20 protein-coding genes, 1 pseudogene and 1 riboswitch are annotated in these 19,762 nt (G+C 39.7%); of the genes and pseudogenes, 12 read left to right on the top strand and 9 right to left on the bottom strand.

All coding sequences use genetic code 11. From position 1 onward, the window contains the following. Positions 1 to 363, bottom strand: a complete 363-nt coding sequence (locus J671_RS10390; RefSeq protein WP_016654427.1) for a hypothetical protein — start codon at positions 361 to 363, stop codon at positions 1 to 3. A gap of 131 nt (positions 364 to 494) precedes the next feature. Beyond that, positions 495 to 562: riboswitch (Fluoride riboswitch) on the top strand. 126 nt (positions 563 to 688) lie between these two features. On the opposite strand from J671_RS10390, the gene crcB reads away from it, so the two are divergent. From crcB to ppa, 3 genes are read left to right on the top strand one after another with little or no spacing between them, the layout of a single operon-like run. Continuing rightward, positions 689 to 1,069, top strand: coding sequence for a fluoride efflux transporter CrcB (gene crcB / locus J671_RS10385; protein ID WP_016654426.1), 381 nt, complete (start codon positions 689 to 691; stop codon positions 1,067 to 1,069). A gap of 16 nt (positions 1,070 to 1,085) precedes the next feature. After that, positions 1,086 to 1,415 carry a DUF190 domain-containing protein gene (locus J671_RS10380; RefSeq protein WP_016654425.1) on the top strand — a complete coding sequence of 110 codons (330 nt, stop codon included), beginning with the start codon at positions 1,086 to 1,088 and terminating at the stop codon, positions 1,413 to 1,415. Then, a complete protein-coding gene (gene ppa / locus J671_RS10375) occupies positions 1,415 to 1,948 on the top strand; it encodes an inorganic diphosphatase (protein WP_025470733.1) in 534 nt (177 codons plus the stop codon). Before J671_RS10380 ends, ppa begins: the two co-directional genes overlap by 1 nt. 315 nt (positions 1,949 to 2,263) lie before the next feature. On the opposite strand, the gene J671_RS10370 is transcribed toward ppa, so the two are convergent. The 4 genes and pseudogenes from J671_RS10370 to J671_RS10355 all read right to left on the bottom strand — a co-directional run bounded on the left by J671_RS10370 (position 2,264) and on the right by J671_RS10355 (position 7,043). Further along, a complete protein-coding gene (locus J671_RS10370) occupies positions 2,264 to 3,718 on the bottom strand; it encodes a SulP family inorganic anion transporter (protein ID WP_016654423.1) in 1,455 nt (484 codons plus the stop codon). A gap of 304 nt (positions 3,719 to 4,022) precedes the next feature. Continuing rightward, positions 4,023 to 5,810 (bottom strand): hypothetical protein, encoded by a 1,788-nt coding sequence (locus J671_RS10365; RefSeq protein WP_031982180.1) that lies wholly within the window; start codon positions 5,808 to 5,810, stop codon positions 4,023 to 4,025. 100 nt (positions 5,811 to 5,910) lie between these two features. Further along, positions 5,911 to 6,750, bottom strand: a pseudogene (locus J671_RS10360) (YifB family Mg chelatase-like AAA ATPase); the annotation flags it as partial. 65 nt (positions 6,751 to 6,815) lie between these two features. Continuing rightward, positions 6,816 to 7,043 (bottom strand): accessory factor UbiK family protein, encoded by a 228-nt coding sequence (locus J671_RS10355; RefSeq protein WP_002048939.1) that lies wholly within the window; start codon positions 7,041 to 7,043, stop codon positions 6,816 to 6,818. Positions 7,044 to 7,322: 279 nt separating this feature from the next. Between J671_RS10355 and glnK the strand changes: the two genes are divergently transcribed. The 6 genes from glnK to J671_RS10330 all read left to right on the top strand — a co-directional run bounded on the left by glnK (position 7,323) and on the right by J671_RS10330 (position 12,827). Further along, positions 7,323 to 7,661, top strand: a complete 339-nt coding sequence (glnK, locus tag J671_RS10350) for a P-II family nitrogen regulator (RefSeq protein ID WP_000780326.1) — start codon at positions 7,323 to 7,325, stop codon at positions 7,659 to 7,661. 57 nt (positions 7,662 to 7,718) lie between these two features. Beyond that, the gene (locus J671_RS10345; protein ID WP_002048891.1) at positions 7,719 to 9,116 is read left to right on the top strand and encodes an ammonium transporter; all 1,398 of its coding nucleotides are present in this window, start codon (positions 7,719 to 7,721) and stop codon (positions 9,114 to 9,116) included. Positions 9,117 to 9,276: 160 nt separating this feature from the next. Continuing rightward, positions 9,277 to 9,735: a transcriptional regulator NrdR gene (gene nrdR, locus J671_RS0104375; protein WP_004710970.1), complete on the top strand. Its 459-nt coding sequence runs from the start codon at positions 9,277 to 9,279 to the stop codon at positions 9,733 to 9,735. 15 nt (positions 9,736 to 9,750) lie between these two features. After that, the gene (gene ribD, locus J671_RS10340) at positions 9,751 to 10,836 is read left to right on the top strand and encodes a bifunctional diaminohydroxyphosphoribosylaminopyrimidine deaminase/5-amino-6-(5-phosphoribosylamino)uracil reductase RibD (protein WP_031952207.1); all 1,086 of its coding nucleotides are present in this window, start codon (positions 9,751 to 9,753) and stop codon (positions 10,834 to 10,836) included. Beyond that, positions 10,833 to 12,125, top strand: a complete 1,293-nt coding sequence (locus tag J671_RS10335; protein WP_001083669.1) for a DNA adenine methylase — start codon at positions 10,833 to 10,835, stop codon at positions 12,123 to 12,125. The genes ribD and J671_RS10335 overlap by 4 nt, the downstream gene beginning before the upstream one ends. A gap of 42 nt (positions 12,126 to 12,167) precedes the next feature. Further along, positions 12,168 to 12,827: a riboflavin synthase gene (locus tag J671_RS10330; RefSeq protein ID WP_002048938.1), complete on the top strand. Its 660-nt coding sequence runs from the start codon at positions 12,168 to 12,170 to the stop codon at positions 12,825 to 12,827. A 59-nt stretch (positions 12,828 to 12,886) separates the two neighbouring features. On the opposite strand, the gene J671_RS10325 is transcribed toward J671_RS10330, so the two are convergent. The 4 genes from J671_RS10325 to J671_RS10310 all read right to left on the bottom strand — a co-directional run bounded on the left by J671_RS10325 (position 12,887) and on the right by J671_RS10310 (position 15,761). Continuing rightward, the gene (locus J671_RS10325; protein WP_002048916.1) at positions 12,887 to 13,105 is read right to left on the bottom strand and encodes a hypothetical protein; all 219 of its coding nucleotides are present in this window, start codon (positions 13,103 to 13,105) and stop codon (positions 12,887 to 12,889) included. Between the two features lie 130 nt (positions 13,106 to 13,235). After that, complete coding sequence (locus J671_RS10320) at positions 13,236 to 13,874, bottom strand: hypothetical protein (RefSeq protein WP_017393526.1); 639 nt, start codon at positions 13,872 to 13,874, stop codon at positions 13,236 to 13,238. Positions 13,875 to 13,912: 38 nt separating this feature from the next. Then, positions 13,913 to 14,320, bottom strand: coding sequence for a DNA polymerase III subunit chi (locus J671_RS10315; RefSeq protein WP_031982176.1), 408 nt, complete (start codon positions 14,318 to 14,320; stop codon positions 13,913 to 13,915). Next, positions 14,313 to 15,761 (bottom strand): leucyl aminopeptidase, encoded by a 1,449-nt coding sequence (locus J671_RS10310; protein ID WP_031982175.1) that lies wholly within the window; start codon positions 15,759 to 15,761, stop codon positions 14,313 to 14,315. The genes J671_RS10315 and J671_RS10310 overlap by 8 nt, the downstream gene beginning before the upstream one ends. Positions 15,762 to 15,904: 143 nt before the next feature. On the opposite strand from J671_RS10310, the gene lptF reads away from it, so the two are divergent. The 3 genes from lptF to gpmI all read left to right on the top strand — a co-directional run bounded on the left by lptF (position 15,905) and on the right by gpmI (position 19,748). Continuing rightward, positions 15,905 to 17,005 carry an LPS export ABC transporter permease LptF gene (gene lptF, locus J671_RS10305; protein WP_002048889.1) on the top strand — a complete coding sequence of 367 codons (1,101 nt, stop codon included), beginning with the start codon at positions 15,905 to 15,907 and terminating at the stop codon, positions 17,003 to 17,005. Further along, the gene (lptG, locus tag J671_RS10300) at positions 17,005 to 18,075 is read left to right on the top strand and encodes an LPS export ABC transporter permease LptG (protein WP_031982174.1); all 1,071 of its coding nucleotides are present in this window, start codon (positions 17,005 to 17,007) and stop codon (positions 18,073 to 18,075) included. The genes lptF and lptG overlap by 1 nt, the downstream gene beginning before the upstream one ends. 125 nt (positions 18,076 to 18,200) lie before the next feature. After that, a complete protein-coding gene (gene gpmI / locus J671_RS10295) occupies positions 18,201 to 19,748 on the top strand; it encodes a 2,3-bisphosphoglycerate-independent phosphoglycerate mutase (RefSeq protein ID WP_016803678.1) in 1,548 nt (515 codons plus the stop codon). The last annotated feature ends 14 nt before the right edge of the window (positions 19,749 to 19,762 follow it).

Below are 19,762 nucleotides of genomic sequence, written 5' to 3'. Positions count from 1 at the left end.
TTAATAATTTGCCCATAGATCATTAATAAAATATTGCTTAGAAGATTCAAAAAGAACACAAACCAATAGTTTGTGTTTCTTAATTTTTTTGGCATCAGTAATTGCTTGATCAGGCTGATCATATACTTTTGCTAATTCTGGTAGTTTTGCATAGCCTACTGAAAATATACTGTCATTGTCTTCTATAGTTGAAACGAACTCATCTTGATCGGGTAGATGGATTATATATCCAAGTGCTTGAGCATCTTCGGGAAGACCGAGAGCCTGTCTGACTTCTTCAATAGTAGATTCTTGACCATAGTAACGATCTTGTGCTTGTTTGATTCGTTCTTCTAGTGAACCACGTTTTTTAGCCTGCCCCATTAGTGAAGTCTCTCTGTTTTAAATTTTAATGTTGTTGAGTTTTATAACATTTTTACCAAAAAATAGTCAAAAGCATTAACAATGGGGGTTTTTAAATTCTATTTGCAAATCACCTCAAAAGATTTAATATATTAATTCAAGGAAATGGCTATCTTCCTTCTACAAACCGCCACTAACGGCTGATGATACCTACGTTACCCTTATGCAGGGTGCGTAGTTGTGCGCTCTGCTTTTTTCTAATGGAGCTGTGCTATGTTGTATCAAATTCTTAAATCAATTCCTCTTAGTTTTTTAGTTTTCTCTGTTTAACTGGCAGGGGAAATGCATGTACATCTCCTTACTTTCAATAGGTCTTGGTGCTGTTCTAGGTGCTTGGATACGTTGGGGAATTGGTCTTCAATTTAACCACTATTTCCCAAATATTCCTTTAGGCACAGTCCTAGTGAATCTTGTTGGTGCATTCGTTATTGGCTTTGCCGTCACTTTTTTTGCCAGTAGCTCTTTGAATCCTAATTACAAGTTGTTCCTCATTACTGGTTTTTGTGGTGCTTTAACCACGTTCTCAACATTTTCAATGGAAGTTGTTTCTTTACTTCAAAGTGGCAAATTTGAATATGCCATTTTGACAATTACAGTCCACGTTTTAGGTTCATTGCTATTTACTTTGCTTGGCATATTTACCTATCAACTAACGACTACACATTAGTCAGGAGTAGGATTTAATGAACGGATATTTAGTCACATTTTATACCGAGATGAATCAAAGGCATAAAAACATCCCCATCCATGAATGGCTCTTAGAACTGACAAGAGAGTTAGGATTTAAGGGTGCTACAGTCATTCATGGATCAGAAGGCATTGACCATACAGGGCGATTACATTCAGCTCACTTTTTTGAATTAGTTGACCAGCCTGTGCAAGTCCAACTTGCTCTGAGTGAAGCAGAATCAGAACAATTGTTTACACATCTGAATCAAGAAGATGTCAGAATTTTTTATGTAAAAACTCCCGTTCAGTTTGGCACTGTCGGTACTCAAAAAGGAAAAGAATGATGAGCTATAAAGATATTCCACCTGGCATCAATCCACCAGATGATTTCTACAGTATTATTGAAATTCCTCAAAATATTGACCCAGTTAAATATGAAATGAATAAGGAATTTGATTCTATTTTCATTGACCGCTTTTTAACAACATCAATGTTTTATCCTGCGAACTATGGTTATATTCCTAAAACGCTGAGTGAGGATGGCGATCCATTAGATGTATTGGTTATCTCACCTTATCCAGTAGCAATTGGTGCAGTAATCAGGAGTAGACCTGTGGGTGTGATGTATATGGAAGATGAACATGGCATTGATGCAAAAATCATTGCAGTTCCTCACACTAAACTATCAAAGCTTTACGATCATATTTTAGATATCAATGATGTAGATCAACTTACTTTAAATCGTATCCATCATTTCTTTGAGCATTATAAAGACTTGGAAGAAGGCAAATGGGTAAAGCTTAAAGGTTGGGGAAATGTTGAAAAAGCACGAGAAGAAATTTTAAGCTCAATACAAGCCTATCCTGATCATCATTGACCATTAAATAGGGAGCAATCAATAGCTCCCTATTTTTTTGAAATAATAAATAATCCTAGAACAATACACGCTGCGCCTATGATCATTCTGACTGTGATCACCTTAAAATAAGCCAAGCCAATAAAATTGCAACAACCGCACTGCCTTTATCAATAAGTGCAATTGTAGATACATCTCCTAATTTTAAAGCTCTATAGTAATTTTGACAAATATTTGTTCTAAACATTCTTATCAAGATAAATTCTAAGATTTAGAAAAAAGCAGATACCTGAACCTTAAATACCTGCTTTTTAAAACCTTAATTAAATTCTTAAGTTATATTCTTGCGTGTGTTCCATATTTATCGATCATAATCGAACTCGCTTCGTTCAACCCACGCACCGCTACATTCACACCATTTTTTTGAAACTTGTTTACCACAGAGTCAAGCATAGCGACTGAGGTAACATCCCAAATATGGGAATGCGTTAAGTCAATCACCACATCTTTCACATCTTCCTTAAAATCGAAACCTTGCATGAATTTCTCTGAGGAACTAAAAAAGATCTGACCATGTAAATCATATAAACGAGTATTACCTTCAAATGAAGCGATGACTTGAATATCATTCTCTAACTTATTCGCCAAGAACAATGCCGACAATAAAACCCCTGTTAAAACGCCTAATGCCAGATTGTGAGTTGCGACAACAACGATAACGGTCGCAATCATTACGACATTACTACTTTTCGGATTGTCTTTTAATTGGGTGACTGAACTCCATTCAAAAGTACTGATCGAAACCATGATCATCACAGCAACCAATGCAGCCATTGGAATGACTTTAAGCCAATCACTGATAAAGACAACTAGAATGAGAAGAAAAATACCCGCAGAGAACGTCGATAATCGGGTTAAACCACCTGACTTCACGTTAATCATCGATTGACCAATCATGGCGCAACCTGCCATTCCCCCCATAAAACCAGAGGCAATATTGGCAATTCCTTGTCCTTTGCATTCCTGATGCTTATCGCTTGGTGTATCTGTCATTTCATCGACAATTGTTGCAGTCATCATTGACTCAAGCAACCCCACGGCTGCCAGAGCAATCGCATAAGGGAAAATGATAGTCAGTGTTTCGAGGTTTAAAGGAATCTCAGGGATTAAAAATACAGGAAGCGTATCAGGTAATGATCCCATATCACCAACAGTTCTGACATCGATACCTAGAGAAATGGCAATAAGCGTAATCACAATGATGCAAACAAGTGGAGATGGGAGTAATTTGCCTATTGTTGGAATTAATGGAAATAGATAAATAATTACCAAACCTAAAGCGACTAAAATGTAGACATGCCATGTCACATTAATCAGCTCTGGAAGTTGAGCCATAAAGATCAAGATAGCTAAAGCATTTACGAAACCAATAACGACTGATTTTGATACAAATCGCATCAACTTAGCGAGCTTTAAATAACCTGCTAATATCTGGATCACGCCAGTTAAAATCGTCGCTGCAAGCAAATATTGTAATCCGTGCTCTTTAACGAGTGTGACCATGAGTAATGCCATAGCACCTGTTGCGGCTGAAATCATTGCTGGGCGACCACCTACAAATGAGATCACAACTGCAATACAGAATGAAGCATATAAGCCAATTTTGGGATCAACACCAGCAATAATTGAAAATGCAATTGCTTCTGGAATAAGTGCTAGACCGACGACTAGACCTGCAAGCACATCCCCACGGATATTCGAGAACCATTGTTCTCGTACATTAGAAAACATAGAAATAGCCTATTTATATAGTTTTAGATAAAGGCTAGTGATGTGATATATACAACACAAGCGACTACACCACATCACTAGACAGCGATGAGTTATTTACAAAAAAGATGGGTAAATAATCTAGGGTGGAGTCAAAATCATAAGTGTTTGAATACGAATAGAAATGTAAATTGAACAGATAGTATAGGCGAAATAGACTATAATTTCACTCCTTTCTATTTCGCAATTATATTGAGAACAGGAAATATCAAGTAATTTCATCTACCTGTGGTTATGTAAAAATACTTTTTAATTTAAAAACTATCTACTTCTGTAGACTTATGAATAAGCTTTTAAAGCGATTTTTCCATTCATCAGGTGTTGCATATAAGTGTTTTATTGCAATCATTTTATGAATGAAATTATCACAGTAGAGTGCCCATTTTTTGATTCCTTTAGCACTTTCTAGCTCAATGCAGATTTTTTTGATTTGTTCGCTTGTTAACTTATGCTGTGTAAAGATAAGAAAAGCACAAAATGCTTCATGATTTTTATTTTTGTGTATATCGATGAGATAGGAAAAACCTTTTTGATCTTTTAAGTCTAGTTTTAAGAACAATAATTTTCGTCCTTTTTCATAATCAATCCATGAAGGGTATTTGGGTTCAGGCACAAGTTTTTTGATTTGAAGCAAATTAATACTTGCTATCATTTCACCATGCTCATTAATTGCTGAAAGGTGTTCTAATGGGGAATCAGTTTCTGATGCAAGTTGTTGGAGAGATTGGACTATATACTGAATATCATAACGTTCATCTCTGCTAGGTGGTGTATCTGTCATTTCAGATTTTTTTATCTTGTTATTTTTATTGCCATAAGGTTCATCAGATGATGTTTCGACATCTTCTGATTTATCTGAATATGAATGATTGGGTGTGCCAACTTCAATTGGATCATTGATTGGTTCATTAAAAGAATACTTCAATATACCTTGTGTATTTCCAGTTTCCACATCAGAACGCTTACGGTATTCACCACTTGTTCTTGATGGTGGTTTTTGTGTATTGATATGCTCATTTTTATTTTGACTTTTTTCACGAGGTTGAGGATTTTTATCATCAGGCTTTGAAATTGTATTGGTCAGGTCTTTGTTGACATCAATGATGTGATCATTAATAGGATCAAACTTTTTCACTCTAGTGATAAAAAAACGTGTCTTATTATCATCGAGCCATATTCCTTCTGCTTCTAGAAAAAGCTTTGTAGGGTGTGGCGGAAATACAATTGGATATCGTGTTCCTGTGCTATGCTGAAGATGATTAAACTCAGTAATCTCCATACTTCTTTGGATTTTATCAACTATCATTTGCACATGAGGATTTAAGGCTAGATTGGCAAGAAAAATAATTGCTGTCTCACCAATATCTTCATAGGGCTTTCTGATTTTTACTTTATATTCAACATTATCATTCTCAATTTCTGTTGTATAAGATTCTAAAAAGCGATTAATGATGGATTGGCTTGAAGTTCCTAATAAGAGTCCACGAATATCTTTACGATTGACGAATAAGCTATGCATAACATGAATTGAAGAAGTGATGACTTGAGTTCCATCATTAGCATGCATTAAGCAGTGATTCACTTTCCGATATGAATCACTGGTGTATTTAGTGAAAGGATATCCCTGAAGAACATAATCAACTTTGTTGGGGAGAAAATAGTTCTTCAATGGGATGTAGTAATCTGATGTATTGGGGATTCTATCTGTAAGTTTTATATTTTTAGGCTTTTTATTGGTGAAGTCGAAAGAAAATCGTTTTGTGACAAGCTTTCCTGAAAATCTATAAGTTTGATTGGTCAGAACATTTCCATCCCAAATGCTACCATGTTGAACAGCATCAAGATCAAGTACTGGAACTAGGAATGTGGAACACCTATCTAAAAATAACCATTGGTCACTCTTTCTAATTTCTATTAATAACACTTCAACAAAAGGATTAGTTGAGTCGTTATCTTCGTTTCGGACAAGTCCACCATATCGATAAACTACTCGACTAATATTGTCATTCGGAAAGCAGTCAATAGTCGTTATTTTTTCATTATTAACAGGCATGTATTTTTACAAAAAGAAAAATTAAAGCATATAGATAATATACTTTTTATTCTTGCTCTAGTTTATTTGTGTAAACTCTGATTTATTTGTGGAACTGACAGCCGCCCCCAACTAGTGCAATTGCTGATGCTGTATGGTGGGGTGCACGAAAAGGACGCTGCCCAAAAGTATGGGGCGTATTTGAAATCGAATAAATACTAGCAACTTCAAGCGTTTCTTGAGTAGAAAGTGGTGGCAAAATTGAAGGAAGACGTGAGGCGAGTAAAGTCTTCCCTGTGCCCGGTGGTCCTTTAAAGAGCAAGGAGTGCCCTCCAGCGGCTGCAATTTCCAATGCACGACGTGGGCGTAGCTGACCTTTTACATCTGCAAGGTCAAATTTATACGGCATGTCATTTGAGCGGGAAGATGATTGCACCTGAGATAGCTTAGTATTTCCTAAAAAGTGTTCACAAACTTCTTTTAAATGACTAACCGGATAACACTCAAGATTTGGTAAATGACTAATATCCTGACTATTATCTTGGGGTAAAACAATTTTATGCTGGGCTTGCTGGCATGCCATGGCCAAAGTTAAAGCGCCTGAAACTGGTCTTACATGACCATCTAGTGCTAACTCTCCAATAAATTCAAAGTCTTCAGTGCAGTTCTCTGGAAGCTGACCTGAGGCAATTAATATCCCTAATGCAATCGGTAAATCTAAACGTGAACCATCTTTGGGCAAATCTGCGGGAGCAAGATTAATAGTCAGCCGTTTAGTCGGAAACTGAAATCCACTATTAATAATGGCTGAGCGAACCCTGTCCTTACTCTCCCTGACTGCTGCTTCAGCAAGCCCTACGATCGTTAGAGAAGGTAAGCCTTGACTCACATGTACCTCTACTTCAATGAGAGGCGCATGTAAGCCTAAAAGTCCCCGAGTATAAATTTTAGAAAAAGACATCTTCTTGTTCCATTGTGGTGCTTAATTTTTAATCGTTGTAAAGTATAAGTGCGCTACATTGGTGCTTATTTTTTATTCTTTAAAGTTTCTTCTAATAGACTTACTTGTTTTTGTAGCTCTTCTAAACGTTGGTTGGCTAAATGAAGTGCAGTTTTTTGTCTTTCGATTTCTTGTTTAGACACGAGGTCTAATTTCTCGACAGTTTCATTTAATAATGCACGTAAGTTTTTTTCTAAATCTTTTTTAGGCTCGTCAATTTGTTCCAAAATAGCCTGTAATAGAGTTTCTAGCATGAGATATCCAAACTGTTGTATTACCTTATGCTTGCCAGTTTAACACTGCTTGAACCTCGTATATAGGCTTCTTGGCTTTTCCATATTGGATAACGATAAAATGAAATAAAAACAGGACTGCAAATTCATTTTATTTTTAGTAGCTCATCTACATCTTGATAACTAAATAGGTTATAAAGAAAGCTCATGCAAAAGATTCATCTCCTCCAACCTTTGAAATATTGGCATGAAAATTGAACATAAAACCTTACTGGTGAAAAGAAGCCGAAGGAAACAAACATGAAGCTTGTAACTGCAATTGTAAAACCGTTTAAATTGGATGATGTGCGTGAAGCACTCTCTGACATTGGTGTACAAGGGATTACCGTAACTGAAGTTAAAGGTTTTGGTCGTCAAAAAGGGCATACAGAACTTTACCGCGGCGCGGAGTATGTGGTTGATTTCTTACCTAAAGTAAAAATCGAAATTGCGATTAGCGATGAAATGGTCGACGCAGTAATTGAGTCAATTACTCGTGTGGCAAGCACTGGGAAAATCGGCGACGGTAAGATTTTTGTGACTAATCTGGAACAAGTCATCCGTATCCGTACGGGTGAAACAGGACCAGATGCTGTCTAAATTGGCACAAAGCTTGCTGAGCAATAAATAGCTCGCAAATGAGGTTGGGGGACACGAATGAAAAAAATGCTTATGGCGCTGAGTCTAACAGGCGCACTTTTGGGTGGTACTGCCGCTTGGGCAGAAGAGACTGTAACAACACCGACATCTGAGGTTACAGCAACATCAACGTCTGCAGCACCTGCAACATCTGCAGCAGCACCAGCAGCTGCCGCAACTCCGGCAGCTCCAGCACCGACACCAAAACTCGATACAGGCGATACATCTTGGATTTTAGTTTCAACAGCTTTAGTACTGTTGATGACGATTCCTGGCTTGGCATTGTTCTACGGCGGTATGGTCCGTAAGAAAAACGTATTAAGTACCATGATGTTCAGCCTTTCTGCCGCAATTTTGGTAAGTTTGCTTTGGGTGATTGCTGGTTATTCACTCGCGTTCTCTGGCACAGGTGCATACTTTGGTGACTTGTCTAAAGCGATGCTCAATGGCGTAGGCTTTAATGCACTAAGTGGAACAATTCCTGAAAGCTTATTTGTTATTTTCCAAATGACTTTTGCCATCATTACTGTCGCAATTTTGAGCGGTTCGATTGCTGACCGTATGAAATATTCAGCTTTCATGGCCTTTATTACAATTTGGGTACTTGTGGTTTATGCGCCAATTACTCACTGGGTGTGGGCAACAGATGGTTGGTTATTTAAAGCAGGCGCATTAGATTTTGCTGGTGGTACAGTTGTACATATCAACTCTGGTGTTGCAGGTTTAGTCGCAGCTTACATGCTTGGTAAACGTATTGGCCTTGGCCGTGAATCTATGGCACCGCATAACTTAACTTTAACTGTAATCGGTGCAAGCTTACTTTGGGTAGGTTGGTTCGGCTTTAATGGTGGTAGTGCGTTAGGCGCTGGTGCTCGTGCAAGTATGGCAATTTTAGTGACTCAAGTTGCTGCCGCTGCTGCTGCGTTCTCTTGGTTAGTTGTAGAACGTATGATTCGTGGTAAAGCTTCTGTATTAGGTGGTGCATCTGGTGCTGTGGCTGGTTTGGTTGTGATTACACCAGCAGCAGGTTTCGTCGGCGTAGGCGGAGCTCTAGTGATGGGCTTAATCGGTGGTGTAGTCTGCTTCTGGGGTATTACAGCACTTAAACGTTTACTCAAAGCGGATGATGCATTGGATGCCTTTGGTTTACATGCAGTAGGTGGTATTGTCGGCGCGATTTTAACTGGCGTGTTCTATAGTGATGAAATCATTAAAGCAGCTAGTGTGACTTTAGCACCAACATTTGCAGGCCAATTGTGGGTACAAGTTGAAGGTGTACTTGCAACTATGGTTTACAGCGGTATTGCAACCTTCATTATTCTTAAAGTAATTGATGTGGTGATTGGTCTGCGTGTTAATGCCGATGATGAACGTATGGGTCTGGATTTAAGCCAACATGGCGAACGTATTGAATAATTCGTAATATATTTGCTGTACTAAAAACAGTCTTGGGCTGTGATCAAAGCGATGCTTTGATCTGGCTCAGGGCTGTTTTTTTGTCTCATAGAATGCTGGTTCAGTAAGCGTAGAAATTTTGCTACACTAGGTCAAAGTAATTGACCCTATTAAGTCCGCTATGCATTGTCCATTTTGCAACGCCGCAGATAGTAAAGTCATCGATTCTCGGCTAGCCGCAGAAGGCTGTCAGATTCGTCGACGTCGTGAGTGTGTAGTTTGCGGTGAACGTTTTACCACTTTTGAAAGCTATGAAGTGGTGATGCCCCGTGTGATCAAATCGAATGGAAAGAATGAACCGTTCGATGAAGCCAAGCTACGTCGTTCACTTATGCATGCTTTACAAAAGCGTCCAGTGACACAAGAGCAGATCGAAACGGTTCTGAGCGATATTCAATTGCAGATTCGCCGTTTAGGTGAGCGTGATGTTAAGTCTAGAACTATTGGTGAAATTGTTATGCAATCTTTATTTGCACTTGATCATGTTGCCTATGTTCGTTTTGCTTCGGTTTATCAAGACTTTCAGGATGTTGAAGCGTTTCGCCGTCAAATTGAGCAAATGCAACAACGTGAACACTAATCATTTGAGATTTATATGTCTGAGTTGAAACAAGATCAGTACTGGATGCAGCAAGCCATTGAACTTGCCAAACGAGGACTCTATTCGACAAAACCAAATCCAAATGTCGGTTGTGTTATTGTCAAAGACAATCAAGTGATTGGTGAAGGTTTTCATCCGAAAGCTGGTCAACCTCATGCTGAAGTTTTTGCGCTGCGTCAGGCGGGTGAACAAGCACAAGGCGCAACTGCTTATGTGACGCTTGAGCCGTGTGCTCATTATGGACGAACCCCGCCGTGTGCTGAAGCATTGGTTAAAGCACAGGTTAAAAAAGTGGTGGTGGCATGTCCCGATCCCAATCCGCTTGTTGCAGGTAAAGGTGTTCAGATCTTAAAAAATGCCGGTATTGAAGTAGAAATCGGGATTTGTGAAGATTTGGCAGCTCAACTTAATCAAGGCTTTTTAAAAGCGATGTCTACGGGCATGCCATATGTGCGTTTAAAAGTTGCTTCTAGTTTAGATGGGCGTACTGCAATGGCATCGGGTGAGTCGAAGTGGATTACTGGTTCTGCTGCTCGTCAAGATGTCCAACATTGGCGTGCGATTTCAGGTGCCGTGATTACAGGTATTGATACTGTGATTGCTGATGACTGTCAGCTTAATGTACGGTCACTCCATAATCTTGATATCGAAACAGTTGCGCAGCCAAAACGGGTAATTCTAGATCGAAAAGGGCGTTTACCGCTCACTGCTAAAATTTTAGAAAATCCTGAAACTGTCATGGTGATGGGGCCATATCGTCAGGAACTTGCTGACTTAGGCGTGATACAATTAGAAATTCAGCCTTTAAAAACACTATTACAGGCCTTATCTAAGCAATACCAAATTTATGATGTGCTGGTTGAAGCTGGCGCAACATTGTCTACCGTCTTTTTGCAAAAAGGTTTGGTAGATGAAATGATCAGTTATGTTGCCCCGACTTTATTGGGGCAAAGTGCAAGAGCCATGTTCAACGCAGATTTTGAATATATGGCACAGCAACTTCGTTTTAAACTTCTTGATGTAATACAACTTGATCAAGATATACGCTTAAGGTTAATCCCTACGCAAGAGAAAGTATGAATTCAGAGCCTTCGGTTTACCACAAACGTCGTCATGCAGCCCGCACGACAGACGAATATCTTTTTCATCAGCTTGTACCATACTTGGGTAACAAGCGCCGATTGCTCCACTTGATTTTAGAAGCTCTGGAAATTACAGGGACGCTGAACAGCAAGAAAAAGAATCCTCCGATTTTTGCCGACTTCTTCGCAGGTAGTGGTGTGGTGTCTCGCTTGGCACGCCAAAACGGTTACCGAGTCATTGCAAATGACTGGGAACCTTATAGCCATGCTTTAAATCATGCAATTTTAGCGTGTGTCGATGCACCCGCGTTTAAAGAGCTTGGTGGCTACCAGAAAGCCATCGATTATTTAAACCGCTTACCTGAGGTTAAAGGTTGGGTAACGCATAACCTTTGCCCTCGTAATGATGATGTCTATGATCCATCTCGTGACCGTTTGTTCTTTAAGCGTCGTAATGGTATGCGCATTGATGCGATTCGCCAGCAGATTGCAACATGGCAGGCACAAGGCGCAATTAATGATGTAGAAATGAGTGCCTTGCTTGCGCCATTACTCTATTCGGCAAGTTTTGTGAGTAATACCAGTGGTGTATTTAAAAGCTTCCACCAAGGGTGGGGCGGACGTACACAAACGGCCTTAGAACGAATTGAATCATTGCTGTGGCTCACACCGAGCCGTTTTTGTGAGATTGGTGACCGTAAACGCCCTGCTGCTGAAATGTGGTGTGTAGATGCTCAGCATTTAGCAAACCAGATGAGCGGTTTTGAAGTAGATGTAGCCTATCTTGATCCACCTTATAACCAGCATGCTTATAGTAGTAACTACCATGTTCTAAATGCATTGACGTTATGGGATCAAGTCGATTTACCACCGCCAGATACGAAAGGCTATAAGAGTGGTATTGACCGTGCATGGCGTAAAGAACGTCCAAGTCCTTATAACTCTTCTAAACATGCAAAAGATGCGTATGAAAAATTACTTTCAACCATCAATGCACGTTATATTCTGACCAGTTATTCGACCGATGGTAATATTGAGCCAAAAGACTTACTGATGGCCAATCTGGAGCGTGGAAAAGTCACTTTATTGACTCAAGATGTTCCACGTTATCGCGTAAGTAAACAACGTCAGTCAGAGCGCGCACGTGTGCTTGAGTTTATTGTGATTACAGATACTCATGCCAAACCAGGGCCGCCGTTACGTCAGTTGTTAGGCCAGCTTTACCACTTTGCCGAGCTAGGTGGTGTAGATACTTCAGGTAACAGTACGCAGCTCGCACTTTGGTAAGCGCTGCAATTTAAGCAGTGTAAAAGATTTGGAGATTGAGCCATGTTTACAGGCATTATTGAAAGTTTAGGTAAAGTAGAAAGCCTGCAAAGTGTAGGTGGCGATGTGCGTTTACGTATTCAAACCGATTTGGATATGTCGGATGTACATTTAGGTGACTCAATTGCAACCAATGGGATCTGTCTCACCGTTATTGAGTGGGGAGACAACTGGTACGCAGCTGATGTTTCTCGCGAAAGTTTAAACCGTACCACTTTAAGTAACTGGAAAGTGGGTCAACGTGTCAATGTGGAAAAGGCGATGCTGCCAACAACCCGTTTTGGTGGACACATTGTAAGTGGTCATGTTGATGGTGTAGGTGAAATTACCGTAGTCCGTGAAGATGCTCGCTCAATTTATTATGAAGTGACAGCACCTGTAGAACTTGCTAAATACTTAGCAGAGAAAGGTTCTGTGACAGTAGATGGTATTAGTTTAACCATTAATCATTTACGCGGTAATATTTTAAGTTTGAACTTAATTCCGCACACAGCAGAACGTACCAATATTGGAACTTGGCAAGTCGGTAGCAAAGTTAACCTAGAAGTCGATGTATTAGCGCGTTATATTGAGCGTTTATTACTGGGTGATAAAGCTGCTGAACAAAAAACCGAGTCAAATATTAGTATGGCTTTCTTAGCTGAAAATGGCTTTTTAAAATAAAGTTTTAAATCGCTAAAATAAAAAACCGGACATATGTTCCGGTTTTTTTATTTTAAAAATTAATGTTTGGTCAGAGTAACCGAGTGTGTGCCTACCCAGGGTTTATTATGCTGGGTGCGTGTAATTGAAAACTCACCTTTTTCTGACGCTCGTGTGAGTAAAATTGAAAGTGAATTAAAGTCGTTGTGACTCATATAAAGTTCTTGTGCTGAAAATGTCCATTGCTCACCCTGATTAAGCTGCTCAAGTTGCATTGAAATCTGATGTGGAATGTCCATTTTTACCCTCATTAATTTTCATAAATACATATGCATTATTCTAATAATTATTTGAACTAAAAGAATATTATGCATGACTATTTTGTGACAATTAAATGTCATTTTTATGACAAGGAACGTTGTATAAACTTTACTTTTCTATTTTTTCATCAGAAAACTTAGAATTTTTTAAAATATATTCAATTTCTTCTTGAGCTGCCGAATTTAGCTTAGCTCGGAAAGCCGTAACAGACTGTTCAATTAAGTTCTCAGCTTCAAGCTCTAAACGAATACGTAAACTTTCAAGCTCAGATAAGATTTGGTCATCGGTAATGCTAAGCTTTACCCCAGAAGAGTAGTTCACTGCTGGTGTTTCAGGATTTTTCTGATAACGCGCAGTGTGTTCAGCAACTTCTTGTTCTAAATGACTGCGGAAAGCTTGTAGAGCTTGAGTTTGTTCACTAAATTTACGAACTTCGTCTGCTTGTAATTCAGCAGCATAGGCTGCTTCCATTGCGCGCTTATCTGCAAGAGACTTTTCTAAAGCAAGCTGACGACGAATACGTGCCTGTTCGATTAACTCTGCTTTTAAGTCAGCATAAGCTTGTTCAATGTTTTGCTGTGATTCTAACTGTGCCTTCTCATCATTGAGTACCCAAAGTTGAATAGGCGTCTGAGGCTCTAATAAATCACAAATACGTGCCAAATCCTGTTGATAGGCATGACGGACAGCTTCAGGCGCATTTAACCATCTTTTTTTAAAATCTTGCCCGACATTTAATGCCACCACAGTTCTCCTTTGCTCAACAGTATCTACATTTTAGCGCGTTATAATTTAAAGGTTCGAGGTTCTATACCTAAACGACGATACATTTTAAATTTTTCTCGGCCAATTTGCTTGGCTGCTTCATTATTTTCAACAATTTCTATAATGTGGCTAAAATGATTCACTTGTTCAAGTGCATGATTGTTAAAATTAAATACCAACCAGCCTTGTTCAGAAGGTTGTTTAGCCGAAATACATACTGCTGCGTCTGCCTGATCAATCCCATGTGTAATGAAACTGGTCGGATCAAAGCTCCACAATTTTTCATCAAGTGTTTGTTGTAACTGTACATCTGGGCAATACCACCAGATATTTGAATGTTTCAGCAAGATCTTTCGACATAAACGGCAAGCACTATCGACTTGCCGTTCTTCACTGGTTTCAAACAGATAAAAGCTAACTTTAGCCATTCGTATTTACACGGTTAGCCAAGAATTGCATAAGTAGTGGTACTGGACGGCCAGTTGCACCTTTTGCTGTACCTGATAACCAAGCTGTTCCTGCTACATCTAGATGAGCCCAACGATAGTCACGAGTAAAACGCTCAAGGAAGCAGGCTGCTGTAATTGCACCACCATGTGGTCCACCAATGTTAGCGATGTCTGCAAAAGGTGAGTCCAATAGTTCTTGATAATCATCAATCACTGGCATGCGCCACACACGGTCAAATGACTGCTCACCTGCTTGTTGAAGCTCAGCTGCCAAGGCATCGTCAGGAGAGAATAAACCGCTTAGCACTTTACCTAATGCCACTACACAAGCACCGGTTAATGTTGCGATATCAACAACTACTGCTGGATTGAAACGTTTGATATACGTTAACGTATCGCAAAGAACTAAACGGCCTTCAGCGTCAGTATTTAAAATTTCAACAGTTTGGCCGCTCATGGTCGTTACGATATCGCCTGGGCGGGTCGCTTTACCCGAAGGCATATTTTCTGCTGCTGCAATCGCACCCACCACATGAATTGGAAGGCGTGCTTCACATAGTGCGCGAATCGTACCAAGTACAGAGGCTGCACCACACATATCGAACTTCATTTCATCCATGCCAAGGCCTGGTTTTAAAGAAATACCGCCTGTATCAAAAGTAACGCCTTTACCGACAAGTACGACAGGGGCTTGTTCAAGCTGTGCTTGGTATTCAAGAGTGACAATACGACCCGGACGCTCAGATCCTTTACTCACAGCAAGGAAAGCATACATGCCTAAGTCAGCCATTTGCTGCTCATTTAAGACAGTCACTTTGAGTAAATCAGGGAATTCTGCTGCTAAAGCTAAAGCCTGTTCAGCCAAATATTCAGGGAAACAGATATTACCTGGACGGTTACCTAAGTCACGCGCAAAAGATTGACCAGATTGTACGGCATGTACTAAAGCAAGTTGATTTTCATCAAGGCTAGTGTGTGGACTAATTAAATCAACTTGTTGTAACACAAATTCATTTTTTTTCGATTTAAACTCATCATAACCATAAGCTGCTTGAGTTAAGCTTAATGCAAATAAATAATGGTATTCGACAGGTAATGCAGCAATATCAATTGCGATATGCTTAAATTTATTTTGTGTCGATTTGATAATGGTTTGTGCCAATTTTGCTAACTTAACTGCTTGAAGTTCAGCTGCTTTTCCTAAACCAAGTAGTTGGCTGTGAGGTTGAGTGCTAAGCTGACCAAATAATGGCAGTGTCTCATTGAAGTTAGCTTTATATTGAGTCGCCGTAAGAATACTTTCTAGGTTATTGATTTGATATGTATTGAGGTTGCTTTGTAGCTGTTCTGAATCAACTAAAACCCACAAAGATTCATTAGATGTTTGTTCAGGAAAAGTTGTATAAGTTGTAAATTTCATGGCTGCCGTGATTGCCTATAGAAAGTTATGTTGGATTAAAACATTGAAACACTTTCAAGCATAGCGTTGCAATGTGCGGTTTTATATTTTTAACATTCGGGTAAACTAGCGTTCGTCCCGTTTAGCCTTTTGGAAGTATTAATTTGATTATTCGGCGTTATCTCGTCAAGCAAGTTGTCTCTACCTCATTGGTGGTCATCGCATTATTGACCCTAATCATGATGGGTGGTCGTCTGATCAAATACTTTGGTGTGGCGGCACAGGGGCGTTTAGATGCAAGTATTTTATTTAGCATCATTGGATACCGTTTACCTGAATTTTTAACCCTCATTTTACCACTGGGATTTTTTATTGGTTTAATGTTGGTGTTTGGTCGTTTATATGTTGACCATGAAATGGCTGTCTTGAATGGTAGTGGCGTAAGCCGTCATCAATTGGCACGCTTACTCATTCCAATGACACTGGTTTATATGGTTTGTCAGTCTGTGCTTATGCTGTGGATGACGCCGTGGGGACTACGTGAATTTGAAAAATTAACAACGACCCAAGCTGTACGGACAGGCTTTGACTTGGTTCGACCAAGAGAGTTTATTTCTTCAGGACCTTATACGATTTATGCAGGTTCACTGTCGGAAGACCGTAAAAACCTCAAAGATATTTTCTTTTACCAGCGGGCTGCCAAAGAAGGCAAACCAGATGTCATGATTTTGGCGAAAGAGGCGACACGTGTTGAGGTTGCCAATGATACTGCCAATGTCGTCGATCTGGTTCAAGGGCGCCGTTATGAAATATATCCGGGACAACCTAAATATACGCAAGCAGAGTTTCAGTCTTATCGTTTAAGACTTGAGAATGATAAAGACGTCAAGTTTGAGAGTAGTGACGTAGAGGCACTTCCAACCTCTAAACTATTGGCTAAAACAAATGATCCAGTCATTAGAAGTGAATTAGGTTGGCGTTTATTCGGTCCGTTTACCATTATTGTTGCTCTCATGATGTCGGTTGCGTTGTCTGAGGTGAGTCCTCGACAAGGTCGTTATTATCGTCTCATTCCATCTATTTTTATTTTTGCGAGCTTGATTGTACTTATGATTGCGATTAAGACTCGTATTAGTAAAGGTGAGCTCGATATTTGGGCGTATCCAGCGGCTTTATTGGTTTATGCAATTGCAGCTGCCTTATTTTCTCGTAAACAGAAATTAGGGCCGAAAATCAAGAAACAGATCAAGCGAGTGAAATTATAATGTTAGCACGTCGAATAGTCGCCAAATATGTGACGAAAACCACTGCGCTTGCAATGTTTGGTACCACCATTGTCTTATCTGTTTTGCAAGTCTTGTTTACCTATTTAGGTGAACTGGGTGAGTTAAAGCCTGACTATAATGCATGGCAAGCTTTTATCTATGTGTTATGGGGTGCTCCTCGTTATCTATATGAAATTTTGCCTATTTCAGCCTTAATTGGTGCGGTAATTGGATTGGGCGCTTTAGCATCCAACAGTGAACTCATCGTGATGCGCTCGGTTGGGATCAGTTTATGGCGTATTGTGGGCTGGGTAATGCGTTCAGCTTTGCTACTGATTGTTTTATCTTTTGCGTTAAGTGAATGGGTTGTTCCCTATACCAATGAGAAAGCACAAAGTATCAAAAGTCATCGTTCAGTTGCTGCTCTAGGCGAAGTAAAAGGCTATTGGTCAAGAGAAGGGCAACGCTTTATTTATATTGACTATGCGAACTCGCAAGGAAACTTAAGAGATATTCAGGTTGTCGACTTTGATAAAGAATATCACTTGCAGTCTGTAATTAATGCAGAGCAAGGAAAGTTTATTAAAGACGGTCAATGGTCTTTGCAAAAAGCCAGCCAGACAGACATTCTTACAGATGGTAATTCGATACTAAATAATCATGATCAGCAGTCTTTAGGATTGGCTCTACAACCTAAATATGTCCACATGGTGACTTTAGACCCTGAAGACTTATCTCCAAGTCAGCTCATTAGTTTTATGCGCTATATGGATGAATATAGTCAAGTTCCTAAAACTTACCAATTGGCTTTCTGGCAAAAAGTTGCTTCTCCATTTTCATTGATTACGCTTGTATTAGTGGCTTGTTCTTTTTTTTTTGGTCCACTGCGTCAACAGTCAATGGGCTTTCGTTTGGTGATCGCACTCTTTATTGGTTTAGGCTTTTATTACTTACAAGATTTCTTGGGTTACGCAAGTTTGGTATACGCGCCTTCACCAGCGTGGTTTGTACTTGTACCTATTATTTTAATGTTTGGTGCCGGTAGTTACTTACTTTACCGTGCTCGCTAATTCGAAAGAATATAAATGGCTTTCTCAATGAGATGCATTGGTGAAAGCCATAGGAAAAAATAGAGTCTTCACCGAAAATTCGGTAAGATATTGCGATGAAATTGTAGACAAAAGAGAAATTGATTATGACGGATGCAACTGCTGGCAAGATCCCTCACGTTCTGGTCATTATGGATGGTGTTGGACACCGTGAAGCGATTGAAGATAATGCTTTTCTTGCAGCAAAAACCCCGAATTTAACTGCAATGAAAGCAAAGCATCCAAATAGTCTTATTTCTGGTTCTGGTGAAGATGTAGGTCTACCTGATGGACAAATGGGTAATTCTGAAGTTGGCCATATGAATCTTGGCGCTGGACGTGTGTTGTATCAAGATTTTACCCGTATTACTAAAGACATCCGTACTGGCGACTTTTTCAAACATGAAGTATTAATTGATGCTGTTGAAAAAGCCAAAGCTGCTGGTGGTGCAGTTCATATTATGGGCTTGCTCTCAGAAGGTGGCGTTCACTCACATGAAGACCACATTGTGGCGATGTGTGAACTCGCATTAAAACGTGGTGCAAAAGTTTATCTTCATGCATTCCTTGATGGTCGTGATACTCCTCCACGTAGTGCACAATCTTCACTAGAAAAATTAGACGCTCTATTTGCTCAATATGAAGGCAAGGGCCGTATTGCAACTATGATTGGCCGCTATTTTGCAATGGATCGCGATAATCGTTGGGACCGTGTAGAACAGGCTTACCGCCTATTGACCGAAGGTGAAGCAGTTCGTACAGCAAATACTGCTGTTGAAGGTTTAGAACTTGCATATGCAGCCAATGAAAATGATGAATTTGTGAAAGCAACTCGTATTGGTGATGTGGCTAAAGTTCAAGATGGCGATAGCGTTGTTTTCATGAACTTCCGTGCTGACCGTGCTCGTGAAATTACACGTGCGTTTGTTGAAAAGGACTTCGCAGGTTTTGAACGTAAAGTTGTACCGAACCTTTCTAAATTTGTCATGTTGACACGTTATCAGGCCAGCATTGATGCACCTGTGGCATATATGCCTGAAGAGTTGAAAAACTCACTTGGTGAATATTTATCTTCTCTTGGTAAAACGCAATTACGTATTGCTGAAACAGAAAAATATGCGCATGTGACTTTCTTCTTTAGTGGTGGTCGAGAAGATGAATACCCAGGTGAGAAGCGTATTCTAATTCCATCACCAAACGTTGCGACATATGATCTAAAGCCTGAAATGAGTGCTTATGAAGTAACTGATGAACTCGTTAGGGCAATTAACTCGGGTGAGTACGATTTACTTGTTGTGAATTATGCCAATGGTGATATGGTCGGTCATACAGGCGTATTTGATGCCGCGGTTAAGGCGGTTGAAGCAGTTGATACATGTTTAGGTCGTGTATACGAAGCTGTGATGGCCAAGAAAGGTCATATGCTTATTACTGCTGACCATGGTAATGTTGAGCAAATGCAGGACTACGAAAGTGGCCAAGTTCATACACAACATACAACAGAGCTTGTACCATTTATTTATGTTGGTCCAACACAAGCGACTATCGCAGAAGGTGGTGTACTTGCAGATGTTGCACCGACTATCCTTCATCTAATGCAGATTCCTGTACCTGCGGAAATGCAAGGTCGTAATCTGATTACATTATCTGCATAAGCGATAGGTGACTA

It is taken from the genome of Acinetobacter sp. 1130196, from assembly GCF_000588095.1.
Classification (GTDB): Bacteria; Pseudomonadota; Gammaproteobacteria; order Pseudomonadales; family Moraxellaceae; genus Acinetobacter; species Acinetobacter nosocomialis.
Note: the sequence above shows the minus strand (reverse complement) of the source record. Positions and strands in the feature narration are given on the sequence as shown.